Annotated in this window: 10 protein-coding genes; 6 read left to right on the forward strand and 4 right to left on the reverse strand. The window is 73.5% G+C overall.

The annotated features are described in order from the left end of the window. Positions 1 to 126: 126 nt before the first annotated feature. Together IE330_RS11095 and IE330_RS11100 are read right to left on the reverse strand one after the other, a co-directional pair. A complete protein-coding gene (locus tag IE330_RS11095; RefSeq protein ID WP_190135746.1) occupies positions 127 to 1,395 on the reverse strand; it encodes a saccharopine dehydrogenase family protein in 1,269 nt (422 codons plus the stop codon). 114 nt (positions 1,396 to 1,509) lie between these two features. After that, the gene (locus tag IE330_RS11100; protein ID WP_190135747.1) at positions 1,510 to 1,959 is read right to left on the reverse strand and encodes a 2-thiouracil desulfurase family protein; all 450 of its coding nucleotides are present in this window, start codon (positions 1,957 to 1,959) and stop codon (positions 1,510 to 1,512) included. Between the two features lie 155 nt (positions 1,960 to 2,114). Between IE330_RS11100 and IE330_RS11105 the strand changes: the two genes are divergently transcribed. The 4 genes from IE330_RS11105 (at position 2,115) to IE330_RS11120 (ending at position 8,278) form a co-directional block, all read left to right on the forward strand. Next, positions 2,115 to 3,254 (forward strand): CaiB/BaiF CoA transferase family protein, encoded by a 1,140-nt coding sequence (locus IE330_RS11105; protein ID WP_190135748.1) that lies wholly within the window; start codon positions 2,115 to 2,117, stop codon positions 3,252 to 3,254. Between the two features lie 96 nt (positions 3,255 to 3,350). After that, positions 3,351 to 4,493, forward strand: coding sequence for an acyl-CoA dehydrogenase family protein (locus tag IE330_RS11110; RefSeq protein WP_190135772.1), 1,143 nt, complete (start codon positions 3,351 to 3,353; stop codon positions 4,491 to 4,493). 120 nt (positions 4,494 to 4,613) lie between these two features. Continuing rightward, complete coding sequence (locus IE330_RS11115) at positions 4,614 to 5,828, forward strand: acetyl-CoA C-acetyltransferase (protein WP_190135749.1); 1,215 nt, start codon at positions 4,614 to 4,616, stop codon at positions 5,826 to 5,828. A gap of 269 nt (positions 5,829 to 6,097) precedes the next feature. Next, positions 6,098 to 8,278, forward strand: coding sequence for a 3-hydroxyacyl-CoA dehydrogenase NAD-binding domain-containing protein (locus tag IE330_RS11120; RefSeq protein ID WP_190135750.1), 2,181 nt, complete (start codon positions 6,098 to 6,100; stop codon positions 8,276 to 8,278). Positions 8,279 to 8,637: 359 nt separating this feature from the next. Here the strand turns inward: IE330_RS11120 and IE330_RS11125 are convergent, their stop codons facing one another. Beyond that, positions 8,638 to 9,459 (reverse strand): MerR family transcriptional regulator, encoded by an 822-nt coding sequence (locus IE330_RS11125; RefSeq protein ID WP_190135751.1) that lies wholly within the window; start codon positions 9,457 to 9,459, stop codon positions 8,638 to 8,640. A gap of 159 nt (positions 9,460 to 9,618) precedes the next feature. Here IE330_RS11125 and IE330_RS11130 point away from each other — a divergent pair, with 159 nt between their 5' ends. Next, complete coding sequence (locus IE330_RS11130) at positions 9,619 to 11,424, forward strand: AMP-dependent synthetase/ligase (RefSeq protein WP_190135752.1); 1,806 nt, start codon at positions 9,619 to 9,621, stop codon at positions 11,422 to 11,424. Between the two features lie 184 nt (positions 11,425 to 11,608). Next, positions 11,609 to 13,063 carry an amino acid permease gene (locus tag IE330_RS11135; RefSeq protein WP_190135753.1) on the forward strand — a complete coding sequence of 485 codons (1,455 nt, stop codon included), beginning with the start codon at positions 11,609 to 11,611 and terminating at the stop codon, positions 13,061 to 13,063. Between the two features lie 1,846 nt (positions 13,064 to 14,909). Here the strand turns inward: IE330_RS11135 and IE330_RS11140 are convergent. Further along, positions 14,910 to 16,412: a M1 family metallopeptidase gene (locus IE330_RS11140; protein WP_190135754.1), complete on the reverse strand. Its 1,503-nt coding sequence runs from the start codon at positions 16,410 to 16,412 to the stop codon at positions 14,910 to 14,912. Positions 16,413 to 16,571: the final 159 nt, after the last annotated feature.

Below are 16,571 nucleotides of genomic sequence, written 5' to 3' on the forward strand. Positions count from 1 at the left end.
CGCGGTAACCGACTTGACCACGCCGCCACCGGCCGGTCACGCCGCCACCGGCGGCCGGTCACGCCGCCACCCACGCACTTCCCCCGGTGGTCACACCACGCGGCCCCCCCGCCCCCCGGCCGAGCCTCAGCGCACAGCCGCCACCCGGAAGCCGATGCCCGCCGTCGTGAGCCGGGCGGTCAGTGCCTCGCCCATGGCGACGGCGGAGGTGACCTGGCCCGCGGTTTCGGGCAGGTCGTCCAGGGCGAGGCACAGCGCCGCCTCCGCGAAGATCGTCGCGGTCTCGCCGTAGCCGGGGTCGCCGCCCGTCACCTCGGTGAACACCCGCCGCCCGCCGCCCTCGCCGACGAACCGCACCGAGAACCAGCTCTCCGCGCGCCGCGCCGCGTCCGGCCCGTCGCCCGGCTTCACCAGGCCCGACAGCAGGCGCCGCGCGGGCGGCACCTGCGCGGCGGCGAGCAGCGTCCCGGCCGCCACGACCCCGCCCACGGCCGCGGGCAGCGACTTCACGGCGGCGTAGTGCCGGTAGCGGAAGTCGGGCCCGTAGCGCGGCAGCGCCCGCGCGGAGCGCTCGACGACCCGCGCGTCGATCGTCGGCAGGGGCAGCGCCCACGCGCCGACCTCCCCGGCGTACCGGGGCGCGCCCGGCGGCGCGTACGCCGTACGGTCCGCCGGGCGCGGCTCGTGGTGCCGCCGTTCGCGGGCGGCGGCCAGCAACTGCCGCCCGCGCGCGAGCTGCTGGAGCGCGGAGGCGAACGTGCCGCCGGAGAAGCGCGCGTGCACGCGGACGAAGCCGTCGACGCGCAGCGGTACGTCCTCCGGGAGCTGGAGGACCGTGTAGCGCACGCCCAGGTCGTGCGGGACGGAGTCGAAGCCGGCGGCGTGCAGCAGGCGCGCCCCGGTCTCCCGCGCGCGGGCGTCGTGCCGCACGTACATCCGGTCCACGAACTCGGGCTCGCCGGACAGGTCCAGGTAGTCCGTCCCGGCGTCCGCGCAGGCCGCCACCAGCTCCTGACCGTACGTCAGGTACGGGCCCACGGTGGTGGCCACGACGCGGGCGGAGGCGGCCAGTTCGCGCAGGGACGCCGGGTCGCCGGCGTCCGCGCGCAGCAGCGGCAGTTCGGCGCACGCGGGCCAATCGGCGGCCAGACGCTCCCGCAGCCGCTCCAGCTTCGCCGTGTCCCGCCCCGCGATCGCCCAGCGCACCCCCTCGGGCGCGTGCGCGGCGAGGTACTCGGCGGTGAGCGCCCCGACGAAGCTCGCCGCCCCGAAGAGCACGATGTCGTACGGGAGTTCCCTGTTCCGCGGGCCCCGGGTGTCCCGGCTTTCGTCGCTGTCCTGAGCGGCCCGGCTGTCGTTGCTGTCCTGAGCGTTCCGGGCGTCCTGGGGAGTCATGGCGGTCTTGGCACCTCTCACTCGGGTCCTGCTCGGGTGGTACGGCGTCGACGCGGACGGCTGAGGCTAGCGCGCCCGGCCGGGGCGCGCGGTCAACACCCCGGTCGCCCGAGGTCACACCCCCGGCGCCGGCCGCACCGTGACGCCGTTGCGCTCCAGGAGGGCCGCCGTCACGCCGTCGCCCGCCGTCAGCTCCCCGCTGAACGTCCCGTCGTACACGGCGCCCCGGCCGCACGACGGGCTGCGCGGCATCAGCACGGCCTCGGCGCAGCCGCCCCGGCGGGCGGCGGCGAGCGTGCGCCGGGCGCCGTCGACGAACGCGGCCGTCACGTCCCGGCCGGTGTCGTCGACCACGCGCGCGGTGCCGTCGAGGACGGCGTGACCGTCGCCCCCGACGAGTTCGGCGGGGCGGCGCGGCGTGGGCAGACCGCCCGCCGCCTCCGGGCAGAACGGCACCGCGCGGCGGCCCGCGAGCGCCGCGTCCACCGCGGCGGAGGCCGTGTCCCGCCCGTCGAACCGGCAGGGCACTCCCCGCAGGCACGCGCTGACCAGTACGGAGTCCATGGCCAGAGGTTAACGCGTCACAATCGGCTAAGCGCTTGCTCGCCCGGGGCTTGTGCGCGGTGGAACACGTTCTTAGCATCACTGGTGTTACATCGGTTGTGTCATAGCGGTGGCGGAGCGGTGTCGTAGCTGTGGCAGAGCGCGCTGGGGGCGCCATGACAGTGCCGCACAAGGGTGTTCGGGGGCCGCTCGACGGCGTCCGCGTGGTCGAGCTCGCGGGCATCGGCCCCGGCCCGTTCGCCGCCATGCTCCTCGCCGACCTCGGCGCGGACGTCGTGCGCGTCGACCGGCCCGGCGGCGCCGGGCTCGGCATCGACCCGGCGTACGACCTCACGAACCGCAACAAGCGCAGTGTGCTCGTCGACCTCAAGGCCCCGGAGGGGCCGGCCCGCGTCCTGGACCTCGTCGAGCGCGCCGACGTGCTCGTCGAGGGCTACCGCCCCGGGGTCGCCGAGCGCCTCGGCGTGGGGCCCGAGGCCTGCCACGCCCGCAACCCCCGGCTCGTCTACGGCCGCATGACCGGCTGGGGCCAGGACGGGCCGCTGGCGCCGCGCGCCGGGCACGACGTCGCGTACATCGCCGTCACCGGCACCCTCGGCATGATCGGCGGGCCCGGCGAGCCGCCCACGGTCCCGGCCAACCTCGTCGGGGACTACGCGGGCGGCTCGCTGTACCTGGTGACCGGCGTGCTGGCCGCGCTGCACCACGCCCGCGCGCACGGCACCGGGCAGGTCGTGGACGCCGCGATCGTGGACGGGGCCGCGCACCTGGCCACGATGATCCACGGCATGCTCGCGGCGGGCGGCTGGCAGGACCGCAGGGGCGCCAACCTCCTGGACGGCGGCTGCCCGTTCTACGGCACGTACGAGACGGTGGACGGCGGCCACATGGCCGTGGGCGCCCTGGAACAGCGGTTCTACGACGAGTTCGCGGCCCTCCTCGGTCTTGCGGAGGCCGCCGGGGCGCGCGCGGACCCCGCCCGCTGGGGCGAGCTGCGCGCCGCCGTCGCCGCCCGCTTCAAGTCCCGTACGCGCGCGGAGTGGACGGCCGTGTTCGAGGGCTCGGACGCCTGCGTGGCCCCCGTGCTCTCGCTGCGCGAGGCCCCGCACCACCCGCACCTGGCGGCCCGCGGGACCTTCACCGACCACGGCGGCCTCACCCAGCCCGCGCCCGCGCCCCGCTTCTCCGCCACGCCCACCGCCGTGCGCTCCGGACCCGCGCGGCCGGGCGCCGACACCGAGGACGTCGCCCGCGACTGGGACGTGCCCGCCCTGCTCGACGACGGGACGGCCTGAACGCCCCGAGCACCCTGGAAAGCACGGTCCGAACAGGCACCCACCGCTTCGGCACCCACCCCTTCGGCACCCGCCACCACGACGGAACGGATGACCATGGAACGGCAGATCTTCGACGCCGAGCACGACGCGTTCCGCGAAACCGTGCGCACCTTCCTGGCCAAGGAGGTCGTACCCCACTACGAGCAGTGGGAGCGGGACGGCATCGTGTCCCGGGGCGCGTGGCGCGCCGCGGGCAAGCAGGGACTGCTCGGGGTCGCCGTGCCCGAGGAGTACGGCGGGGGCGGGAACGCGGACTTCCGCCACGCCGTCGTCCTGGCCGAGGAGTTCACCCGGGCGGGCGCCGCGGGCCTGGCGATCGGCCTGCACAACGACATCGTCGGCCCGTACCTGACCGGCCTCGGCACCGAGGAGCAGAAGCGGCGCTGGCTGCCCGGCTTCTGCGACGGCTCGCTGATCACCGCCATCGCCATGACGGAGCCGGGCGCGGGCTCCGACCTCCAGGGCATCCGCACCACCGCCGAGGACCGGGGCGACCACTGGCTGCTCAACGGCTCGAAGACGTTCATCTCGAACGGCATCCTCGCCGACCTCGTCGTCGTGGTCGCCCGGACCACCCCCGAGGGCGGCGCGCACGGCCTGTCGCTGCTCGTCGTCGAGCGGGACATGCCGGGCTTCGAGCGCGGCCGCAACCTCGACAAGATCGGCCAGAAGGCCCAGGACACGGCCGAGCTGTTCTTCCACGACGTGCGCGTGCCCAAGGAGAACCTCCTCGGCGAGCTGAACGGCGCCTTCGTGCACCTGATGACGAACCTCGCGCAGGAGCGCATGGCCATCGCCGTCGCCGGGATCGCCGCGGCCGAGCACCTCCTGGAGATCACCACGGCGTACGTCAAGGAGCGCGAGGCCTTCGGGCGGCCGCTCGGCAAGCTCCAGCACGTCCGGTTCGAGATCGCCGAGATGGCCACCGAGTGCGCCGTCACCCGCACGTTCCTCGACCGCTGCGTCGTGGATCACTCGAACGGGCAGCTCGACCCGGTGCACGCCTCCATGGCCAAGTGGTGGGCCACGGAGCTCCAGAAGCGGGTCGCCGACCGCTGCCTGCAACTGCACGGCGGCTACGGCTACATGACGGAGTACCGCGTCGCGAAGGCGTTCACCGACGGCCGCATCCAGACCATCTACGGCGGCACGACCGAGATCATGAAGGAGATCATCGGCCGTGCCCTCCTCGACTGACCCGACGCACCCCTCCCGCCCGCCGGCCCCGGCGCGACCGCCGACCCAGGCAGATCCGGCAGACCCATCAGCCCAGGCAGCCCCCGCCGACCCTCCCCGACCTCCCCGAAAGGCGTTCCAGTGAGCTCCGAAGCGTACGTGTACGACGCGATCCGCACCCCGCGCGGCCGCGGCAAGGCGAACGGCGCCCTGCACGGCACCAAGCCGATCGACCTCGTGACCGGTCTGATGCGCGAGATCCAGCGCCGCCTGCCGGACCTCGACCCGGCGGCGGTCGACGACGTCGTCCTCGGCGTCGTCGGGCCCGTCGGCGACCAGGGGTCCGACATCGCCCGCATCGCGGCCATCGCGGCCGGACTCCCGGACACGGTCGCCGGCGTCCAGGAGAACCGCTTCTGCGCCTCGGGCCTGGAGGCCGTCAACATGGCGGCGATGAAGGTCCGCTCAGGCTGGGAGGACCTGGTGCTCGCCGGCGGCGTCGAGTCGATGTCCCGGGTGCCGATGGCCTCCGACGGCGGCGCCTGGTTCAACGACCCGATGACCAACCTCGACACCGGCTTCGTCCCGCAGGGCATCGGCGCCGACCTCATCGCCACCCTGGAGGGCTTCACCCGGCGCGACGTCGACGAGTACGCCGCGCTGTCCCAGGAGCGCGCCGCCACCGCCTGGAAGGAGGGCCGCTTCGAGAAGTCCGTCGTACCGGTGAGGGACCGCAGCGGCCTCACCGTCCTCGACCACGACGAGCACATGCGGCCCGGCACCACCGCCGACTCCCTCGCCAAGCTGAAGCCGTCCTTCAAGGACATCGGCGACCTCGGCGGCTTCGACGCCGTGGCGCTGCAGAAGTACCACTGGGTGGAGCGGATCGACCACGTCCACCACGCGGGCAACTCCTCCGGCATCGTGGACGGCGCCGCCCTGGTCGCCATCGGCAGCAAGGAGGTGGGCGAGCGCCACGGCCTCACCCCGCGCGCCCGGATCGTCTCCGCGGCGGTCTCCGGCTCCGAGCCCACCATCATGCTCACCGGGCCCGCCCCCGCCACCCGCAAGGCCCTCGCCAAGGCCGGTCTGACCATCGACGACATCGACCTCGTCGAGATCAACGAGGCCTTCGCCGCGGTGGTCCTGCGCTTCGTCAAGGACATGGGCCTGAGCCTGGACAAGGTCAACGTCAACGGCGGCGCCATCGCCCTCGGCCACCCCCTCGGCGCCACCGGCGCGATGATCCTCGGCACGCTCGTCGACGAACTGGAGCGGCGGGACCTCCGGTACGGCCTCGCCACGCTGTGCGTGGGCGGGGGCATGGGCATCGCCACGATCGTCGAGCGGCTGTAGGGCCGCGCGCCGCAGGGGCTCGGGGCGTGTCGCCGTCCGCGGGTGCGCCGTGGTCGCTCGCGCAGTTCCCCGCGCCCCCGAAGGGCGCGCCCCGCGCTCGCGAAGGCGTACCCGGCGCCCCTGAAGGCGCATCCCGCGCCCCCGAAGGGCGCACCCCGCGCCCACGAAGGCGTACCCGGCGCCCCTGAAGGCGCACCCCGCGTGCCTCAAGGGCGCAGCAGCCGCCCTCCCCGGATTCCGCCCGCCACAGACTTCACGGAGACACCGACATGACCGCAAGCACCACCATCCGCTGGGAACAGGACGACACCGGCGTCGTCACGCTCGTCCTCGACGACCCCCACCAGTCCGCGAACACCATGAACCAGGCGTTCAAGGACTCCATCATCGCGATCGCCGACCGCGCCGAGGCCGAGAAGGAGTCCATCCGCGGGATCGTCTACACCTCCGCCAAGAAGACCTTCTTCGCGGGCGGCGACCTCAAGGAGATGATCCGGGTCGGCCCCGAGAACGCCCAGGTGGCGTTCGAGACCGGCACCGCCATCAAGAACGCGCTGCGCCGCATCGAGACGCTCGGCAAGCCCGTCGTCGCCGCGCTCAACGGCGCGGCCCTCGGCGGCGGTTACGAGATCGCGCTGGCCAGCCACCACCGGATCGCGCTCGACGCGCCCGGCAGCAAGATCGGCCTGCCCGAGGTCACGCTCGGCCTGCTGCCCGCGGGCGGCGGCGTCACCCGCACCGTCCGCCTCATGGGCATCGCCGACGCCCTGCTGAAGGTGCTGCTCCAGGGCACCCAGTACAACCCGAGGCGCGCCCTGGAGAACGGCCTGGTGCACGAGCTGGCCGCCACCCCCGAGGAGATGATCGAGAAGGCCCGCGCCTTCATCGACGCCCACCCCGAGTCGCAGCAGCCCTGGGACGTGCCCGGCTACCGCATCCCGGGCGGCACCCCGGCGAACCCGAAGTTCGCCGCCAACCTCCCCGCCTTCCCGGCCAACCTGAGGAAGCAGCTCAACGGCGCCCCCTACCCGGCCCCGCGCAACATCCTCGCGGCCGCCGTCGAGGGCTCCCAGGTGGACTTCGAGACCGCGCTGACCATCGAGGCCCGGTACTTCACCGAGCTGGTCACCGGCCAGACCTCGAAGAACATGATCCAGGCCTTCTTCTTCGACCTCCAGGCCGTCAACTCCGGCGCCAACCGCCCCAAGGGCGTCGAGCCGCGTCAGGTCCGCAAGGTCGCCGTGCTCGGCGCCGGGATGATGGGCGCGGGCATCGCCTACTCCTGCGCCCGCGCGGGGATCGACGTCGTCCTCAAGGACGTCTCCGCCGAGGCCGCGGCCAAGGGCAAGGCCTACTCGGAGAAGCTGTGCGAGAAGGCCGTCTCCCGCGGCCGCACCACCCGGGAGAAGGCGGACGCGCTGCTCGCCCGCATCACGCCCACCGCCGACGCGGCCGACCTCGCGGGCTGCGACGCCGTGATCGAGGCGGTCTTCGAGGACACCGCGCTCAAGCACAAGGTGTTCCAGGAGGTCCAGGACGTCGTCGCGCCCGACGCGCTGCTGTGCTCCAACACCTCCACCCTGCCCATCACCCTGCTCGCCGAGGGCGTCACCCGGCCCGCCGACTTCATCGGCCTGCACTTCTTCTCGCCCGTCGACAAGATGCCGCTCGTCGAGATCATCAAGGGCGAGCGCACCGGCCAGGAGGCGCTGGCCCGCGCCTTCGACCTCGTCCGGCAGATCAACAAGACGCCGATCGTCGTCAACGACTCGCGCGGCTTCTTCACCTCGCGCGTCATCGGCCACTTCATCAACGAAGGCGTCGCGATGGTCGGCGAGGGCATCGAGCCCGCCTCCGTCGAACAGGCCGCCGCCCAGGCCGGCTACCCCGCGAAGGTCCTGTCCCTGATGGACGAGCTGACCCTCACGCTGCCCCGCAAGATCCGCAACGAGACCCGGCGCGCCGTCGAGGAGGCGGGCGGCACCTGGGCCGTCCACCCCGCCGAGGCCGTCATCGACCGCATGGTCGACGAGTTCGGCCGCACCGGCCGCAGCGGCGGCAAGGGCTTCTACGACTACGGCGACGACGGCAGGCGCACCGGCCTGTGGCCGGGCCTGCGCGAGCACTTCACCCAGCCCGGGCACACCATCCCGTTCGAGGACATGAAGGAGCGGATGCTGTTCGCCGAGGCGCTCGACACCGTGCGCCTCCTGGAGGAGGGCGTCCTCACCTCGGTCGCCGACGCCAACATCGGCTCCATCTTCGGCATCGGCTTCCCCGGCTGGACCGGCGGCGTGCTCCAGTACATCAACGGCTACGACGACGGCGCCGGCCTGCCCGCGTTCGTGGCCCGCGCACGGGAGCTGGCCGAACGCTACGGCGAGCGGTTCACGCCGCCCGCGCTGCTCGTGGAGAAGGCGGAGCGGGGAGAGACGTTCCGCGACGGCTGAGGCGGGCGGGGCGCGGGGCGCGCGGGGGAGCGGCCGCGGGCCGCGGGCCGCGTGAGCGGTGGCCGCGGGCCGTGCGGCGCGTGAGTCAGTGACCGCGGGCCTTGGGCCCGACGCGCGTGGGGGAGCGGCCACGGGTCCTGGGCCGCGACGCGTGTGGGGAGTGGCCGTGCGGCGCGGGCGGAGGTGGCCGCGGGCCTCGGGCCGCGACGGGCGTGGGGAGTGGCCGCGAGGCGCGTGGGGAGGCCGCGACACGCGCGAGGGAGTGGCCGCGAGGCGTGTGGGGAGGGGCCGCGACGTGCGTGAGGGAGCGGGCGCGACGCGCGTGGGGGAGTGGGCGCGGGGCCGCGAGCAGGTGCTGCTCAGGGCTCCGTGAGCCACTCCCTCAGCTCCTCCTTCAGCGACCGCTGGAACGCCGTCACCAGCGCCTGCACCACCAGCGGCTGCATGTGCGCCGACAGCGACCGCATCGCCGCCACGTGCCCGGGGTCGCTCTCCCGCTCGCGGTAGGGGTCCCACACCTCGTCGCGGAAGAGCCGCGACAGCTCACGCGCCGCCGAGCGCGTGTGCTCCATCAGTACGGTGCGCGCGGCCAGGATCGTCTCGTGCGCGATCGGTACGTCGAGCAGCCGCACCCCGAGCCGCAGCAGCCCGGGGTCCACCCGGCAGCGGTCCGCCGCCGCGTCGTACGCGACGACGCCCATGGCCGCCAGGCGCTCCACCTCCTCCGCCGGCAGGGCCCGGCCCGCCCGGCGCTCCAGCTCCGCCCGGGACATCTCCTCCGCGCCCTCCGGCGCCCACGAGGCGACCACCGCGCGGTGGATGGCCAGGTCGTGCGCGCTCAGGTCAGGCGGCAACTGCTCCAGGTACCGCTCGATGGCCGCGAGCGTCATGCCCTGGTGCTGCAACTCCTCGATGAGGGCGAGCCGGGAGAGGTGCCCGGGGCCGTAGAGCCCCACCCGGCGCGGACCGATCACGGGCGGCGGCAGCAGGCCCTTGGTGCTGTAGAAGCGGATGGTGCGGACCGTGACGCCCGCGCGCGCGGCCAGCTCGTCCACCGTGTACGTCGCCACAGCGGACGCGTCCACCGCGCATTCCGCGTCCACCGCGTAATCCGCGTCCCGTGCGTCGCCCACGACGTCGGCCGTCGCGTCGTCGGCGGATGCCTCCGTGTCCGTCGCCATGGCGGTGCGTCGCCTCCCCGGTCGTGCGGCAATGCGGTGCAACAGTATTGCTGTACCACCGCCGCTGTGAAAGCCTCCGGGGCAGTCACGCCACGTAGCCGATGACGAACCGACGGTACGAACCGACGGTACGGACCGACGGTGCCAGGAGGCGGTTTCATGACCACGACCCCGCGGCTTCCCGGGAACCCCACCGACATCACCTTCCCCGCCCTGCTGCGCCGCAACGCCGAGGACCACCCCGGCGGGCCCGCGCTCTCCTGGCGCGAGGGCGCCGCGTGGACCACGCTGACCTGGGCCGAGGTGCGGCGCGAGGTCGCGCTGCTCGCCGCCGGGTACGCGGCGCTCGGCGTCCGCCGCGGCGAGCACGTCCTCATGATGATGGCCAACCGCCCCGAGCACTGGCTCAGCGACCTCGCCCTGACCCACCTCGGCGCCGTGCCCGTCACCGTGTACGGCACCTCGGCGCCCGAGCAGGTCGCCCACATCGCCCGGCACAGCCGCGCCCGCGTGGCCGTCGTCGAGGGCGCGGGCGAGCTCGCCCGCTGGGAGCCGCTGCTCTCCGACACCGCGGTGCGCCTCGCGCACCTGGTCGTCGTCGACCCGGCCGCCGCGGGCGACCACCGCTCCTACGCGTCGGTGCGCGCGAGCGGGGCCCGGCTGCACCGCACCGAGATCTTCGAGAAGACCTGGCGCGAGGTCCGCGCCACCGACCCGCTGACCGTCGTCTACACCTCCGGCACCACCGGCGACCCCAAGGGCGTGTGCCTCACCCACCGCGGCGTCCTGCACGACGCCGTCCGCGTCGCCGAGGTCACCGGCCTGGCGGTGCCCTCCGGCCACCTGTGCTACCTGCCGTTCGCCCACATCGCGGAGCGCATGCTCGGCATCTACCTGCCGCTGTACCGAGCGTCGCGGGTGTACCTGTGCGACGACCCGGCCAAGGTCGCCGAGGCGGCGCGGGAGCTGCGCCCCGAGCAGTTCTTCGGGGTCCCGCGCGTGTGGGAGAAGCTCGCCGCGTCCTTCCGGGCGGCCCTCGCCGGCCTGCCCGAACAGCGGCGGCGCGCCGTCGAGGCCGCCACCGGCACGGCCCGCGCGCACGTGGCCTGCCGCGAGCGCGGCGAGAGCCCGCCCCCCGACCTGGAGGCGGCGTACCGCGAGGCCAAGGAGCGCGTGCTCGACCCGCTCCTGGCGTACGCCGGCCTCGACCGGCTGAGCCGGGCGGCGAGCGCCGCGGCGCCGATGCCGGTGGAGGTGGCCCGGTTCTGGGCGGGGTTCGGCGTGGTGATCATGGACGCCTGGGGGCTGAGCGAGACGAGCGGCGTGGTCACGGCGAACAGCCCGGAGGCGTTCCGGCTCGGCTCGGTGGGCAGACCGCTGCCCGGCGTGGAGTTACGCATCGCCGACGACGGGGAGATCCTCGTCCGCGGCGACATCGTGTGCGAAGGCTATCTGCGGGCCGACGGCGGCATCGACGACGTCCGCGACGCGGACGGCTGGTTCGCCACCGGCGACGTCGGGCGGCTCGACGAGGACGGCTTCCTGTGGCTCACCGACCGCAAGAAGGAGCTGATCGTCACCTCCACCGGCAAGAACGTCGCTCCCGCGCTGGTCGAGTGCGCCCTCAAGGAGCACCCCCTCGTCGGCCAGGCGCTGGTGTACGGCGACGGCCGCTCGTACCTGGTGGCGCTGCTCGTCCTTGACCCGGAGACGGCCGCGGCCTGGGCCGCCGCACGCGGCATCGAGGGCGACCCGGGGGCCAGCCCCGAGGTCCGGGCCGAGGTCGCCCGGGCCGTCGAGGCGGCCAACGCGCGCCTCAACCGCACCGAGCAGATCAAGCGCCACCTGCTGCTGACCGAGGAGTGGGGCCCGGAGACCGGCGAGCTCACCCCCACGCTGAAGCTGCGCCGCCGGGTCGTCACGGCGAAACACCGCCACCTCATCGAGAGCCTTTACACCGCGTGACCCACGGATGTACATGTGCCTCTCACCATGTGAGAAGTACCGCTATGTGACGTGCGCCACCGCGTTCCGGGCGTTGCGTAAGGGAAGGTGTCGGGTCGGTCCGTGGTCCGTCAGGGGTACTGCGGACCGGAGCACATCCGGACCCCGGGAGCTCTTTCCGGGCACCACAGAGTGGACCTTCCACGTGAGCAACGACGCCGTAGACACGGCCGTGGACGCCAGCCGCACCGCTGCGTCCCAGGCCCCCGCGGACGCGGGCGACGCCGGTTACAGCAAGGACCTCAAGGCCCGCCACGTCAACATGATCGCCATCGGTGGCGCGATCGGCACCGGCCTCTTCCTCGGGGCGGGTGGCCGCCTCCACTCGGCGGGCCCCGCGCTCGCCCTCGCCTACCTCGTGTGCGGCGTCATCGCGTTCTTCGTCGTGCGCGCCCTCGGCGAGATGGTCCTGTACCGGCCCTCGTCCGGCTCCTTCGTCAGTTACGCGCGCGAGTTCCTCGGCGAGAAGGGCGCCTACGTCGCCGGCTGGATGTACTTCCTCAACTGGTCGACGACCTGCATCGCCGACATCACGGCGATCGCCCTCTACACGCACTACTGGAGCTTCTTCACCGACATCCCGCAGTGGGTGCTCGCGCTGATCGCCCTCGCCGTCGTCCTCGCGGTGAACCTGATCTCGGTGAAGTACTTCGGCGAGATGGAGTTCTGGTTCGCGATCATCAAGGTCGCGGCGCTCGTGGCGTTCATGTTCATCGGCATCTTCCTGGTGGCGACGCAGCACGACGTGGGCGGCGAGACGCCCGGCCTGAGCATGATCACCGACCACGGCGGCTTCCTGCCGAACGGCGTGATGCCGGTCGTGATCGTCCTCCAGGGCGTCGTCTTCGCGTACGCCTCCCTGGAGCTGGTCGGCGTCGCGGCGGGCGAGACCAAGGACCCGCAGAAGGTCGTACCGCGCGCCGTGAACTCGATCATGTGGCGCGTGGGCCTGTTCTACGTCGGCTCGGTCGTGCTGCTCGCGCTGCTGCTGCCCGGGTCGGTGTACTCGGCCGACCAGAGCCCGTTCGTGACGGTCCTGTCGAAGATCGGCGTCTCGGGCGCCGGCGACGTGATGAACTTCGTCGTCCTCACCGCCGCCATGTCCTCGCTGAACTCCGGCCTGTACTCCACCGGCCGCATCCTGCGCTCCATGGCGATGGCGGGCTCCGCCCCGAAGTTCACCGCGAAGATGAACCGCAACCAGGTGCCCTACGGCGGCATCCTGCTCACCGCGAGCATCGGCGTCCTCGGCGTCGCGCTGAACCGCGTGGTCCCGGACCAGGCGTTCGAGATCGTCCTGAACGTCGCCTCGCTCGGCATCATCGGCACCTGGATCAGCATCATGGTGTGCCACCTGGCGTTCGTGAAGCGGGCCAAGGAGGGGCACATCACCCGGCCGTCGTTCCGGCTGCCCGGCAGCGGGGTCACGGAGTACGTCACCATCGCCTTCCTGCTGGCCGTGCTCGGCCTGATGTGGAAGGACGCGGAGGTGGGGCGCAAGACGCTGTTCCTGATTCCGGTGGTGGCTGCGGCGCTGGTCGCGGGTTGGTACGGGATCAAGCGCAAGGCCGCCCGCGAGGCAGCCCCCCTCACCAAGTAACCGAGGCCCCGGTCCCCTACCCCGGCCTTCCAGCCACCGGGCCCCTGCCCTGGCCTTCCAGCCACCGGGCCCCGGCCCTGGCCTTCCAGCCACCGGGCCCCGGCCCTGGCCTTCCGGCCACCGGGCCCCGGTCCTCCGGGGGGACCGGGCAGCGAGCCCTTGCCCCGGCCCTCCGGGGTGACTGGGCAGCGAGCCCTTGCCCCTGCGCCGACGGGCGGTACCCCACGCGGGTGCCGCCCGTCGGCACAGGGGCCTGGCGGCGGCACCCCCAGCCTTTCCCACCCGCCCGCCCGTACCGCCCTGGTGACCGGGCTGGGTCGGGCTTGGTGGCCGTTGGGCCCTGGCCGACACCTCTCGCGGCAGTGAGCCGGGCTTTCCCACCCGCCCGCCCGTGCCGCCCTGGTGGCCAGGCTCGACCGGGCGTGGTGGACCTTGAGCCCTGGCCGACACCTCTGGCGGCAGTGAGCCGGGCTTTCCCACCCGCCCGCCCGTGCCGCCCTGGTGGCCAGGTTCGACCGGGCGTGGTGGACCTTGAGCCCCAGCCGACAACTCTCGCGGCAGCGAGGCGAGCCCTCCCGTCCGACCCGTAAGCACCCTGGCCACCACTCCGCGCGGCAGCGAGCCAAACCTGCTGACCCGCCCGCCCGTACCACCCTGGTGACCGGGCTCGGTCGGCGAGCTTTCAGCCCCCTGCCCGGCTCGCCGCAGTACCCAGACCTCCTCGGCCCCGCGCTCGGGCCCTTGGCTCCCAGCCTCCCGGCGGCGAGATCCCCCGCCCCCACCGGCCCCCCGGCCGGTCCGCCGCGGAGGGGGCGGACGGGTGGGGGGGGAACATCCGTCGCGAAGCGGCGGCTCAGGGGACCGCCATCCCGGCGAGGGACGAACGCGAAACCTGAGCCCAGGCGCCGAAGAAGGGGCGGGCGGGCTCATGCGATGGCCACGTGGGGCAACCAAGCGCGCGCCGGGTGAGGCCAGCCAGACCCTCCCGGCCGGTCCGCCCCGGAGGGGGCGGGCGGGCGGGGGTACATCCGTCGCGGAGCGGCGGATCAGCGAACCATCACCGCAGCGACGGACGAAGACGACCTCAAGCCCAGGCGCCGAAGCAGATCCAGATGAAACCGAGCCGGGCCCAGGCCAAGCGGAGCCGCGCGAGCCCGGGCCCAAGTCAAGCGGAGCCGACCAAGCCCCAGCCAGGGCCAAGCGGCGTCAGATGTGCCCGGGGCCCAGGCCAGGCGGAGCCGCGCGAGCCCAGGCTCAGGCCAAACGGAGCCGACCAGGCCCGAGCGCAGGCCAAGTGGAGCGAGCAAGCCTGAGCGGAGCCAAGCGGAGCCGGGTGGGCCCGAGCACAGGCCGAGCGGAGCCGCGCGGGTCAAGCGAAGCCGACCAAGCCCGAGCCAGGGCCAAGCGGTGCCAGATGGGCCCGGGCCCAGGACAGGCGGAGCCGCGCGAGCCCAGGCTCGGGCCGAGCGGAGCCAACCAAGCCCGGGCCCAGGCCAAGCGAAGCTGGATGGGCCCGAGCCCGCGTCGGGTGAGGCCAACCAGACCCCCCCGGCCGGTCCGCCCCGGAGGGGGCGGGCGGGCGGGGGAACATCCGTCGCGAAGCGGCGGATCAGCGAACCACCACCCCAGCGACGGACAAAGACGCCCCCGAGCCCAAGCGCCAAAGCGGAGCCAGGCCGGCCGGGCCCAGGCCAAGCGGCGACCAAGCCCGAGCCCGGCCCCAGGCCAAGCCGACCCGCCCGAGCCCAGCCGCAGGCCAAGCGGAGCCGGACCAGCCCGGGCGGAAAGCCAGACCAACCCGCGCGAGCCCGGGCGGAGCGGTTCCGCCCGGGCTCGCCGGAGGTGGTCAGTGGTGGTCGTGGAGGGTGTTCGTCGCGGTGATCTTCTTCCAGGACTTCGGCTTCGCCGGAGCCTTCTCCCCCGCGGCCCGAGCGACCCCCGCCCCCCGCGCGGCCGGAGCGCCCGGCTTGCCCGCCTTGTACAGCCACGTGTCGAAGAGGCCGCTCAGCGGCTTGCCGCTGACCTCCTCGGCGTAGGACACGAAGTCCCGCACGGACGCGTTGCCGTGCGCCCGCTCCGTCGGCCAGCCCTTCAGGATCTTGAAGAAGGTCTTGTCGCCGACCTTGTTCCGCAGCGCCTGCAGGGCGAGGGCCCCGCGGTCGTAGACGGCGGCGTGGAACTGGTTGTCGGGGCCCGGGTCGCCCGGCTTGACCTGCCAGAAGGGGTCGGTCGCGGGGCGGGAGGCGTAGGCGTAGTCGGCGAGTTCCTGCGCCGTGCCCTCGCCCTCCTTCTCGGACCACAGCCACTGGCTGTAGCGCGCGAAGCCCTCGTTGATCCAGATGTCCTTCCAGTTCTCCACGGAGACGCTGTCGCCGTACCACTGGTGGGCGATCTCGTGCACGACGATGGAGACGTTCGAGCCGTTGGCGAAGGCCCGGGGGCCGTAGAACGGGCGCGTCTGGGTCTCCAGGGCGTAGCTCGCGGGGACGTTCGGGACGTAGCCGCCGAGCGCGTTGAAGGGGTAGGGGCCGAACACCTCCTCCAGCCACTCGGCCACCTCGGTGGTGCGCTCGATGCTGGCGCGGGCGGCGCCCGCGTTGTCGCCGAGGTCCTTGCTGTAGGCGTTCAGGACGGGCAGGCCGTTCTCGGTCTTGTCCGTCGTGATGTCGAACTTGCCGACGGCGAGCGTCGCCAGGTACGGCGCCTGCGGCTTGTTGGAGCGCCAGTCGAAGCGGGTCCAGCCGAGGCGCGAGGTCTGCCGCTGGAGCACGCCGTTGGAGATGGCCTGGGAGCCGTCCGGCACGGCCACCGACACGTCGAACGTGGCCTTGTCGCGCGGGTGGTCGTTGGCGGGGAACCACCAGGCCGCCGACTCCGGCTCCTGCGCGGCGACGCCCCCGTCGGGCGTGCGCTGCCAGGCGGTGAAGCCGTGTATCTTCACCTCGGACGGCTTGCCCGCGTACCGCACGACGATCGTCACGGAACTGCCCTTCGGCAGCCCCGACTTGGGCGTGATCTCCAGCTCCTGCTCGCCGGAGCGCGCGAACGCGGCCTTCTTGCCGTTGACGCGCACCTCGCTCACCTTCAGGCCGAAGTCGAGGTTGAAGCGCGACAGGTCCTGCGTGGTGGTGGCGGTGATGGTCGCCGTGCCCTCCAGCAGGTCGGTCGTCGGCTGGTACTTCAGGCGCAGGTCGTAGTGCGAGACGTCGTAGCCGCCGTTGCCGTGGTCCGGGTAGTAGGAGTCGCCCACGCCGGGGGCCCCGGGCGTGAAGTCGGCCGCCGTCGCCGGGATCGCCAGCAGGAGGGAGGCGGCGAGCGCGCCCGGGGCGATGAGTCTGCTGCGGTGCACGTGTATCTCCAAGTGGGTAGGCGGTGCGGGTCGTTGCGCCCGGCACCCGGCCCCGGTCGGGGGCCGGGGTGCCGGGCACCTCGCGATGCGGTCGACCCTATTGAGCCCCGCCACTCCCGGTCATGTCCATGGCCGCATATGTCACACGATCGCCATTCG

It is taken from the genome of Streptomyces longispororuber, from assembly GCF_014656095.1.
Lineage (GTDB): Bacteria > Actinomycetota > Actinomycetes > Streptomycetales > Streptomycetaceae > Streptomyces > Streptomyces longispororuber.